Here is a 9,814-nt window from a genome sequence, read left to right on the forward strand (position 1 = left end):
CGAGGACAATCGGTTCTCACGGACTTCTCAGATGTGCGTGTCGACACTTCCGGAGAGAAGAACGGCCACCGGAATCTCGTCTGGAATAGCCTCACCCGGTTCGAGTTCGAAGAGTTGAAAACGAGGGTGCTCAGCGCCGGATTCGAGAGTGAGCACGAACCGGGATCCGTCGGTGGGGACCGGTTCGCCGATGCTCATCTGCAGCTCACCGGAGGCAGACTCGGAATCCTGGCCCGAGTTGCCCGATTCGGTTGCGGCGTCACAGCCGGTGCTGCCTGTGTCCTCGTCGGCGATCATGAGATTGACGGCGAAACACGGTTCCGCCATGCCGACGAGGCTGACGGCCTGACGTCCGTGAAAGCGCTCTGGGTGGAGCGCGGGCACCGAGTGCACGTGCCCGTCGATGTCGAGTGTCACCTCGGCGGTGGGAAGGAAGGTGCGGGCCATTCCGGGCAACGCCGAGAATGGGCCCACACGCGAGAGCCGGGCGATGCTCAGCCGCCAAGGACGAAGCTCAGGAGTCAGCCGCACTGAGTCGGCCAGGGAGACGAGCTCAGTGGTCTGACCGCCGCCGTTGGCCCACGGGACGGGATCACGGTCGGCGAAGGAGGCGAGCGCGCGCATGACTCAGCCCACCGTGCGCAGGTGGGGCCGCCTCGGTGATGGTGCGGTCATCCCTTGCACAGGCAGAACGGGTGACCGGCCGGGTCGAGGAACACTCGGAACGTCTCTCCCGGCTGTTCGGGGGCTTTGCCTGCCCCGATCTCGAGCACGGCTTCCTCCGCGACGTCGAGATCGTCGACCATGACGTCGAGGTGCATCTGCTGCGGGTGGGCCTGACCGGGCCAGCTGGGTGCGTGATAGTCCTCGACCTGTTGGATGCAGATCGGCGGCCAGGAGTTGGAGACGACTTCTGCCCAGGTGCCGTCCTCGTCGACGGTGACAGACCAATCCAGGAGTTTGCCGTAGAACTCCGCGAGTTCACCGGCGTCGGGGGCGTCGAGCACGGCAACGGGCTGCTTTGCGATAGCCATGTCCCGAGTCTACGCCGCCGCACTGACACGACGAAGGCCTGGACACCGGGGCGTAGGATTGTTGAGCAGATCCGCCGATGCGTCCGCAGTCCGCATCGGCTCCCCATAGTGAAGGTTCGCGATGAGTTCTCATGCCCTGCCCGTCACCGGTGATCCGGCGGTCTACATCATCCACGACAATCCGGAATGGATCGCTCCGTTCACGGATGCGCTCGACCGCCTCGGCGTCGCCCATGTCGAATGGCTGCTGCCCGAGACCACGATCGATCTTGCCGCCGAACCGCCAGAAGGTCTGTTCTGGTCGCGGCTGTCAGCGTCGGCGCACACCCGAACCGATCCGCACGTCAAGGAGTACGGGCGAGCGGTCCTTGACTGGCTCGCTGCCGCCGGCCGCCGAGTCATCAACGGTCGCGACGTCTACGAGCTCGAGGTAAGCAAGATCCGACAGCATCGCGAGCTGGCCGGCCAGGGCTTCGACGTGCCGCGCACCGCGGCCGCGTTCGGATCGCGGGCGCTCGTCGAGGCGGCTGCCGGCTTCACTCCCCCGTTCATCACCAAGCACAATCAGGGCGGCAAGGGCCTCGGTGTGCGCCGTTTCGATTCCCACGCCGAGCTCGAGGCCGTCGCCGATGAGTTCGCGCCCGGTGGCACGAATGCGCCGATCGACGGCATCACGCTCATCCAGGAATATGTGCAGCCGGCTCAGCCGTTCATCACCCGCGCCGAGTTCATCGGCGGACGTTTCCACTATGCGGTCCGCGTCGACGTCTCCGGCGGATCGTTCGAACTGTGCCCGGCCGATGCCTGCGAGGTCCCCGGCGCCGGGGCCGGCCCGAACGTCGGGGAGGTTCCCCAGTTCGCCCGTCGAAACGACGTCACGGCCGCAACCCCGCTCATCGCGCGCCTCGAGACGCTGCTCTCAGGTCTCGGCATCGAGATCGCCGGCATCGAGTTCATCGAAACCGCCGACGGCCGGCAGGTCGTCTACGACATCAATACGAACACGAACTACAACCCGTCGGTCGAGTCCGCCGAACTGTCGGCCGGCCGGCAGCCCGCCGTTGACCGGATCGCGCAGTATGTGTCCGACACCCTCGCCGAGGCGGCCCCGCAGTCGGTATCCCCCGCCGGGCCCGCAGCCCGGTGAGGTCCCGGGACACGGTCCTACGACACCTGCTGGCTGAGCTCCGCGCAGTCCGGCCGGGGCATCGTGCGCTCATTGCCCTCGACGGGGTCGATGGGGCCGGGAAGACGATGCTCGCTCACGAGCTCGTGAATTTGGCCAAGACCGCTGCGGACGTTCCTGGACATGATTCCGACCGCCGGGTCACCGCCATCAGCATCGACGGGTTCCACCACTCTCGGGCGATCCGGTACGCCCAAGGCACGGGGCCAGACACCTTCTATCGCCGTTCCTATGACTACGGAGCATTCGTCGATTCCGTCGTCGAACCATTTCGACGAGGCGACTCGGTCGTTCCAGCCGTGTGGGACGTCGACGCGGATCGACCGATTGCGCCGGTGCCTCGCAATCAGCCGAACGACTGTGTCCTCCTCATCGACGGAATCTTCCTCCACCGTCCCGAGCTTGTGGATCTCTGGGATGCGAGCGTGTGGGTCGATGTTCCGTTTGAAGTCTCGGTCCCACGAGGAAACGAGCGGTTTGCCGGAGCCTTCGATGCCGACCCCGAGGCCGCGTCGAATCTTCGCTATGTCGGCGGTCAACGTCTCTATTTCTCTGAGGCGTCCCCGTGGGAGAAGGCAACATGGGTATTCGACAATCGAGACCTGGACCGGCCGAACCTGAGGCGGTCGACCACAGATTCGTCCGGGAGCTCTTCGCAGGCAGCATCGACGACACGGTGATGCGCGACTATCTGGTGCAGGACTATCAGTTCTTCGAGTCGTTCCTGTCCATGCTCGGCGCCTGCGCGGCCCACGCCGATGAACTCGACGCAAAGCTGCGATTCGGCCGACAGCTGGGAATGCTCATCGTACTCGTCGTCGCCGAATGGCTCTATCTCGACTGGGCCGAGTCTCGTGAGGACATGCCGCCGCGACAGGTCCACCGAGGATGGATCGACCTCCACCGAGGCGAGGCCTTCCACGGGTGGGTGCAGTTCCTCGTCGACGAGCTCGAGCGCGTGTTCCCGGAGGAAGAAGACCAGAGCTCAGAGGCCGAGACCCTCACCCACGTCTGGCAGCGGGCCGTCGACCTCGAATGCGCTTTCTTCGACGACGTGTACGACAACTGAGCCGCCAGGGAACGCACACCGCAGCCGTCCATCTCACTGACCTAGACTGGCCACATGAGCACAGGTGTTGATGCAGTCGTCGTCGGAAGTGGTCCCAACGGCATGGCCGCCGCGGTCACCCTGGCCCGTGCCGGGCTGAGCGTCGAAGTGTTCGAGGCTCAGCCGACGATCGGCGGCGGTGCCCGCACCCTCGACCTCGGACTGGCCCCAGGCATCACTCACGACATCTGCTCGGCCGTCCACCCACTGGCCATCGCCAGTCCCTTCTTCGTCGACTTCGATCTGCGCGCTCGCGGCCTCGGATTCACCACCCCCGAGGTCTCCTACGCCCAACCCCTCGATGGGAAGCCCGCCGCGCTGGCCTTCCACGATCTCGACGAGACGGTCGACCGCCTCGGCGAGGCGGGGCCCGAATGGCGGCGATTCTTCGCCCCGCTCCTCGAGCGTGTCGATGACGCGATCTGGCTCTCCCTCGGTGACAAACGTTCCATTCCCGAGACCCTGCGCGACGTTCCCGGCATCGCGAACGTCGTGAAATTCGGTCTCCGACTGCTGAGCCAGGCCAGTCCTGCCTGGAACATTCCGCTCTCCCACGAATCCTCCCAGGCCCTGTTCACCGGTGTCGCCGCGCACGCGATCGGCGGGCTGCCTGCCATGGGCACCGCGGCCACGGCCACGATGCTCTCGACCGTCGCCCATGCGGGCGGCTGGCCCTCCCCCATAGGCGGATCCCAGGCGATCATCGACCACCTCGTCGCCGATCTCGAGGCCCACGGCGGGACCGTGCACGCAAACTCCCCGATCGCCCACGTCACCGACCTGCCCAAGGCCCGCACCTATCTGCTCGACACCTCGGCGTTGGGTGCGGCGCAGATCTTCTCCGGCCTGCTGCTGGCCCAAGTCGACAAGAGCCTGCGAGGGTTCGAACAGGGCAATGCCGCGGCGAAGGTCGACTTCGTCCTCGACGGGCCCGTGCCCTGGTCCGACCCCGAGGTGGGGCGCGCCGGAACCATCCATGTCGGCGGCTCACGGGCGCAGATGGCCGCCGCCGAGGCGCAGGTGATGAATGGGCGCATGCCGGCCGATCCTGTCTGCCTCGTCTCCGACCCCACCATCTTCGACCCATCACGCGAGGTGGGCGGGCTGCGGCCACTGTGGACGTATGCGCACGTGCCCTTCGATTGTCCGCTCGACCCGACGGAATACATCACGAGGCAGATCGAACGCTTCGCCCCGGGCTTCCGCGACCGCATCGTCGCCCACAACGCGATCCCCGCCTCCGAGATGGCCGGACACAACCAGAACTACATCGGCGGGGATATCGCGACCGGCGTCGTGTCCTTCTACCGCATGATGGCCCGCCCGCGTCTGACCTGGGACTCCTACAGCCTCGGCGTGCCCGGGGCATTCCTGTGCTCGGCGGCGACCCCACCGGCCCCGGGCGTGCACGGAATGAACGGCTGGTTCGCCGCGCGCCGGGCTCTCAAGACCCGTTTCGGCATCGACGAGGCACCCAGCCTGTCCCCGGGCGACTGACTTTCATTCAGCTGACTCAGCCCCGCACCCACCGATCAGCGTCGCCGTCATAGCGCCATTCGGCCACCTCGGTGACGGCCTCGATGACGTTGTTCAGCCAAAACGTCGTATCCGGATGCCACCCTGCCACGAGACTCGCCGTCCGATCATCCGTATTACCTGCCGTGGGGACGGTCTCCGCTTCCTCGCCGAGGCGGCCCTCCGTCACGTCGATGACCGCACCGGCCGTACGCAGATAGCCGGAAAGCCCGACGTGGACGCCGTCGAATTCCTCGGCCACCCGTGACCAGTCGGGGATGACCCAGCGGCCCTTGCGACTGGTGGCCTCGAACCACACCTGACGGCGCTGTGCGGTGACGTCGAGCGGATAGCGCCTGCACAGATCCGCCCAATCCTCAGGTCCGCGAATCTCGGCGATGCGGGCATCCGGGCGCAGTTTCAGACGACAGGCTCGGGCACGCTCGAGACCGAAATCGTCCTCGACGAGTTCGACGCCGATCGGAGTCCCATCCGGCCACGTTCCCGTCGACGACCAGAGGCCGAATGGCGGAGTCGACCACCATTCGCCGCTGACCTCCTCGTAGGGGTTCTTGGCGAAGTCGTGACGGTACTCGGTTTCGGTGGTGAGGACATCTGCGAGCCACTCTTCCAACCTCCACGAGAGCCTCGCCCCGTCTCCCTCGAGAGGCGGATAGAGATCGGTCAGCGTGATCGCAGGCGCCGCTGTCGAATCAACAGGACCTAGGGGCCGGTCGAATACTGCAGGCAGCCCACTGCGATGATCTGCGTCATCCCAAGCCAGAGCCCATTGATTGCCCGGGTGCAGAGGCGCTGTCCAGACATCGAGCAGGCCAGTGGATATGAGCATCTCCGCGAAGGGGCGCAGAGCTTCCCGCACCTCTGGGGCAGCAGCGATCTGATCGGCACCGTGAGGAGGCTGCCAGTACATGGCGCCGGAGATGACTTCGGCCATCTCGTTCTCCAGGTCAATTTGAGTCGGCCTCAACGGTGTGACGCGTCGCAGGGTTGCCGCGACGTCCTGGGCAGTGACGTCTCCGGATTCCGGTTCGGAGTCTCCCTCGCCGAGGTACATCGCCACCGCAGCGCCCTGCTCCTTGTCGGCAAGGAAGCCGGCGATGAAGACATCGTGGCGAGCCTCGGAAAGCGCACGCGCCCCCTCGGTGAGCGGTTCGCCCTCCTCGTCGAATTCGTCGTCGCGTCCAATCAGGGCCAGCCCGAACACGAGCGAGCGTCCCCGCGGGGACGCGAGCAGATCCTCGGCGGACAGGCGGTCGTCATGAAGGGTCGGAGGCTCATCATCGGCGGTCATGACCTCAGGCTACGCGAATACCTGTCAGCTGGCCTTGATGGAATCGCCTGCGTCGGAATCCTCCGCTTGCGCGCTCACCGGCACGGCAACCTCGGCGGCGGCGAGAATACGGGCCCCCTTCGCAGCCTTGAGACCCGCTCCGAGGACACCGATAATGACGAGGGCTGCTCCGCACAGCTCCCCGAGGCTCACTCGCTCGCCGAGGAAGACGAATGCCGCGCTCATCCCGACCACAGGAACGAGCATCGAGAACGGTGCGACGACGCCGGCCGGGTTGCGCGACATCAGCCACGACCAGATGCCCGAACCGAGGATCGTCGCGATGACCACTGTATAGATCAGCCCAGCGAGGGCAAGAAGTCCGATCGGGGTAGTCAGCCCCGTGAACGACGCCCCGACCCGGTTGGGTCCTTCGACCGCGAGGGAGAGGGCGAGCATCGGCAGGGGTGGGATGACCGACATCCACATCGTCAGCTTGATCGGCTCGGTCGAATGGGACTGCCGGTTGCAGATATTGCCGATCGCCCAGCCGAAGGCGCCGGCGAGGGTGAGGAGGAAGGGCAGGAAGCTCGCGTTCGAGTCGAAGCGCTGCCAGCCGACGACGGCGAGCCCTGCCATCGCGACGAGCAGAAAGGTCATCTGCGAGCCGCGGACCCTCTCGCGCAGGAATGTCATGCCCAGCAGCACCGTGAAGGGGCCCGAGGCTTGGAGGACGAGGGACGCGAGTCCCGCGGGCATGCCGGCGGCCATCGCCCAGTAGAGGAAGAGGAACTGCAGCAGTCCGAAGCCGAGTCCGTAGCCGATGATCCACCGGAGCCCGACGTCGGGCTTCGGTACGAAGAGCAGCGCGGGGACCGCGAGCAGGGCGAAGCGCAGAGCGACGAGGAAGAAGGGCGGGAACTGGGCCAGAGAGAGATCGATGGCGAGGAAATTCAGTCCCCACATCACCGCCACCGAGGCGGCGAGCAGACAGTGCTTGAAGGACATGGCCCCATTCTCAACCGCAACCATTATGAAGCACAATCGCAGAGTGCTTCATCGACTCTGTAGCATGACTTCATGGTCATCGATCCGAAGCATCTCGAGCTGCTGCGCCTGTTCGACGAATACGGCAGCGTCACCGCTGTCGCCGATGTCACCCATCGCTCCCCTTCGGCCGTCTCTCAGCAGCTGAGGCAGGCCGGGAGCGAGATCGGCCACGCTCTGGTCGAACCCGCCGGTCGCGGACTCACGCTCACCGCCGCGGGACGGCTGCTCGCCCACGGTGGTCGGGACGTGGCCCGCACGCTCGCCCGGGTGCAGGCCCAATGGGAGGGCCACCTCGGCGAAGCTGTCGGAGAGATCACCCTGGCCGGACTGCCGAGCGCGCTCACCCACCTCCTCCCCGATGCGCTGCGCAGGCTGCGGGAGGACCACCCGCACATCGACCTGCGCATGGACGATGTCGACCTCGCCGAGCACGAATTCGCGGGACTGACCCGAGATGTCGATATCGTCGTCGCACACAGCCTCGTCGCCGAACGCCCCCTGGGCACCGACGGACTCACCGTCGTCCCGCTCGCCCGCGAACCCATCGACGTGGCCCTCGCCATCGGCCATCCGCTTGCCGATCGCGCCGAGCTGACCCCGGACGATATCGTCGATTGTCGCTGGGTCGGAGTGCCCCGAGGATACCCCTTCGACACGATTCTCACCTCGATCGAGCATCTCACCGGTCGCGACCTCGACGTCGTCCAACGCATCCGGGACAACCGGCTCATCGAAGCGATCGTCGCCTCCTCGGACCAGGTCGCGCTCCTCCCCCGGTTCACGACGCCGCGCGATGTGGGACTGTCGCTGGTGCCGCTGACGGGGGTGACGACGACACGCTGGATCGTAGCCGTGATGCGTCCGGACACGGCCGAACGTGTCGCAGTACGTGCTGTGATCAGTGCGCTCAGCCGGGTCGACGACGCCGCGGTTTAGGCGGTGCCCGTGCTGGTGAAGCGCTTGGGCACGAGCTTCTCCAGGGGCAGGAACGCCGCCCAGCAGATGACGGTCGGCAGGAAGTGGATGCCCAGCGCGAGATACGTCATGAGGTGGAAGAGGAAGAAGAAGGCGACGGCCCCGTAGAGCCACTTGCCCTTGAGGAACAGCACAACCGGCGAAAGGAACTCGAAGACGAGTGTCGCCCACTGTGCGGCGATGAGGAAGCCGGGCATCTCGAGGAACGGCTTCGACCATTCGGCGCCGCGCCGCATGAGCGCCCAGATGATGACCGCACCATTGGCCCAGCGGGTGATGTTGCCCGAGGCGATCCACTTCATCACCACCGAGTAGAAGTAGGTGAGCACGACCGCGATCTGCACGACGCGCAGTGCCCAGCCTGCCCGCGCCGAGGCGGTGCCGAGGTCCCGAAAGCGCGCCGTTCCGACCGTCGGCAGGACGAAGGCGGCGATGACGAGCGCCATATGATCATGAGCGACGTAACCGTAGCCCTGCGTGTAGAACATCCACGCACCGAAGCTGATCGCCACGGCCCACCCGCTGAGGCGCTGGAGGATTCCTGCGGCGGCGAGGAGGGAGAAGACGATGATGAGGGTGAGCAGGATCTGCGCGCCGAGGACGCTGACGGCTGGGATGTGGAGGAACCTTGCCAACCACAGCGGCTGATAGAACTCGGGTGTCCAACCGTGGGCGATGACGTCACCGGAGATCGTGAGCACATCGATGATGATGAAGACGTAGATGAAGACGCGGAACACGGCCACTCGGGCCAGGGGGACCGCGGGCATGAACCAGCGGAGGACCGGATTGGTGGGGGTCGCCTCGGCGGGGGTGGCCGTCAGGGTCGGTGTGCGGCTCATCGGACCTCCCATGTCGCCAGTGTCGTCTGTTCGGGTTCACCGACGGCGAGGCCGTCCTGCAGCTGCGTGGTGGTGCGGCAGAGGATCATCGTCTCCGGTTTCGGTTCGTCCGGATGCAGCCGGATGTACGAGTCGGCCATCGACTGCAGGAGTTCGGGGTGGGCGATGACCCGATCGAGCTGGGATTCGACGTCACCGCGTTCGATGCCGACGGTCGCGGTGTTGAACCCGAGGCGGCGCGGTTCGTCCTCGCCGGGGAACTGGGCTTCGAGGCACGTGGAGTTCACGGTGCCGTTGAGGTCTTTGGCGGTGGCGTACTGGGTGAGCGATCCGAGCGGGAAGAAGTCATTGGTGTTGAGGAACTGTCCGCAGGTGAGGATGACGAAGGCAATCGCGGGCACGACGATGCGCCAGCCGATGGAGACCTTCGACAGCGGTGTCACCCGCGTCGCGGGCTTCGGGGAACCGGTGGGCGCGGCAACGGCGGTCGCGGACTCACCGGAGGCGGACGATGCGGCAGGATCGGGCCTCTGAGCAGCGGGGTCCTGGCTTGTCAGGAGGCGGCGCTTCTTCTCTTCCATACGCTTACAGGACTCGTCCTCTCGGGTGCGGCTCGTTCGCAGACAATCCTATCCGCCCCAATTGCTACCTGAGGGCGGCTGAGCAACCTCGCGCGAGGTTGCTGGGCTGTGCTGTCTCACTACCTTGCTTACAACCTGTCTCAACACATTGCTGACACCATGTCTCATGACGTTGCTGACACCATGAAGCACACTTCGGGTCATGCCCGAACCTCTTTCACTGGCCACCCGC

11 protein-coding genes are annotated in these 9,814 nt (G+C 65.9%); 5 read left to right on the forward strand and 6 right to left on the reverse strand.

Going from position 1 to position 9,814, the window contains the following annotated elements:
• Positions 1 to 27: 27 nt before the first annotated feature.
• Positions 28 to 624 carry a HutD family protein gene (locus BLIN9172_RS06525; RefSeq protein WP_101554322.1) on the reverse strand — a complete coding sequence of 199 codons (597 nt, stop codon included), beginning with the start codon at positions 622 to 624 and terminating at the stop codon, positions 28 to 30.
• A gap of 47 nt (positions 625 to 671) precedes the next feature.
• A complete protein-coding gene (locus tag BLIN9172_RS06530; RefSeq protein ID WP_101554323.1) occupies positions 672 to 1,034 on the reverse strand; it encodes a VOC family protein in 363 nt (120 codons plus the stop codon).
• 121 nt (positions 1,035 to 1,155) lie between these two features.
• Here BLIN9172_RS06530 and BLIN9172_RS06535 point away from each other — a divergent pair, with 121 nt between their 5' ends.
• The 4 genes from BLIN9172_RS06535 to BLIN9172_RS06550 all read left to right on the forward strand — a co-directional run bounded on the left by BLIN9172_RS06535 (position 1,156) and on the right by BLIN9172_RS06550 (position 4,825).
• Positions 1,156 to 2,181, forward strand: a complete 1,026-nt coding sequence (locus BLIN9172_RS06535) for an ATP-grasp domain-containing protein (protein WP_101554324.1) — start codon at positions 1,156 to 1,158, stop codon at positions 2,179 to 2,181.
• 107 nt (positions 2,182 to 2,288) lie between these two features.
• Positions 2,289 to 2,900 carry a nucleoside/nucleotide kinase family protein gene (locus BLIN9172_RS06540; protein WP_240812136.1) on the forward strand — a complete coding sequence of 204 codons (612 nt, stop codon included), beginning with the start codon at positions 2,289 to 2,291 and terminating at the stop codon, positions 2,898 to 2,900.
• Positions 2,900 to 3,289 (forward strand): TenA family protein, encoded by a 390-nt coding sequence (locus BLIN9172_RS06545; RefSeq protein ID WP_240812135.1) that lies wholly within the window; start codon positions 2,900 to 2,902, stop codon positions 3,287 to 3,289. The genes BLIN9172_RS06540 and BLIN9172_RS06545 overlap by 1 nt, the downstream gene beginning before the upstream one ends.
• Before the next feature lie 54 nt (positions 3,290 to 3,343).
• Complete coding sequence (locus tag BLIN9172_RS06550; RefSeq protein WP_101554325.1) at positions 3,344 to 4,825, forward strand: phytoene desaturase family protein; 1,482 nt, start codon at positions 3,344 to 3,346, stop codon at positions 4,823 to 4,825.
• 16 nt (positions 4,826 to 4,841) lie between these two features.
• Here the strand turns inward: BLIN9172_RS06550 and BLIN9172_RS06555 are convergent, their stop codons facing one another.
• Together BLIN9172_RS06555 and BLIN9172_RS06560 are read right to left on the reverse strand one after the other, a co-directional pair.
• Positions 4,842 to 6,155: a hypothetical protein gene (locus BLIN9172_RS06555; protein ID WP_101554326.1), complete on the reverse strand. Its 1,314-nt coding sequence runs from the start codon at positions 6,153 to 6,155 to the stop codon at positions 4,842 to 4,844.
• A gap of 24 nt (positions 6,156 to 6,179) precedes the next feature.
• Positions 6,180 to 7,142 carry an EamA family transporter gene (locus tag BLIN9172_RS06560; RefSeq protein WP_101554327.1) on the reverse strand — a complete coding sequence of 321 codons (963 nt, stop codon included), beginning with the start codon at positions 7,140 to 7,142 and terminating at the stop codon, positions 6,180 to 6,182.
• Between the two features lie 72 nt (positions 7,143 to 7,214).
• Here BLIN9172_RS06560 and BLIN9172_RS06565 point away from each other — a divergent pair, with 72 nt between their 5' ends.
• Complete coding sequence (locus tag BLIN9172_RS06565; RefSeq protein ID WP_240812134.1) at positions 7,215 to 8,120, forward strand: LysR family transcriptional regulator; 906 nt, start codon at positions 7,215 to 7,217, stop codon at positions 8,118 to 8,120.
• On the opposite strand, the gene BLIN9172_RS06570 is transcribed toward BLIN9172_RS06565, so the two are convergent.
• Together BLIN9172_RS06570 and BLIN9172_RS06575 are read right to left on the reverse strand one after the other, a co-directional pair.
• Positions 8,117 to 9,001 carry an HTTM domain-containing protein gene (locus BLIN9172_RS06570; RefSeq protein WP_240812133.1) on the reverse strand — a complete coding sequence of 295 codons (885 nt, stop codon included), beginning with the start codon at positions 8,999 to 9,001 and terminating at the stop codon, positions 8,117 to 8,119. The two genes, BLIN9172_RS06565 and BLIN9172_RS06570, sit on opposite strands and share 4 nt — an antisense overlap.
• Positions 8,998 to 9,582, reverse strand: a complete 585-nt coding sequence (locus BLIN9172_RS06575) for a hypothetical protein (protein ID WP_101554329.1) — start codon at positions 9,580 to 9,582, stop codon at positions 8,998 to 9,000. Before BLIN9172_RS06575 ends, BLIN9172_RS06570 begins: the two co-directional genes overlap by 4 nt.
• Positions 9,583 to 9,814: the final 232 nt, after the last annotated feature.

This window comes from Brevibacterium linens ATCC 9172 (assembly GCF_900169165.1).
GTDB lineage: Bacteria > Actinomycetota > Actinomycetes > Actinomycetales > Brevibacteriaceae > Brevibacterium > Brevibacterium linens.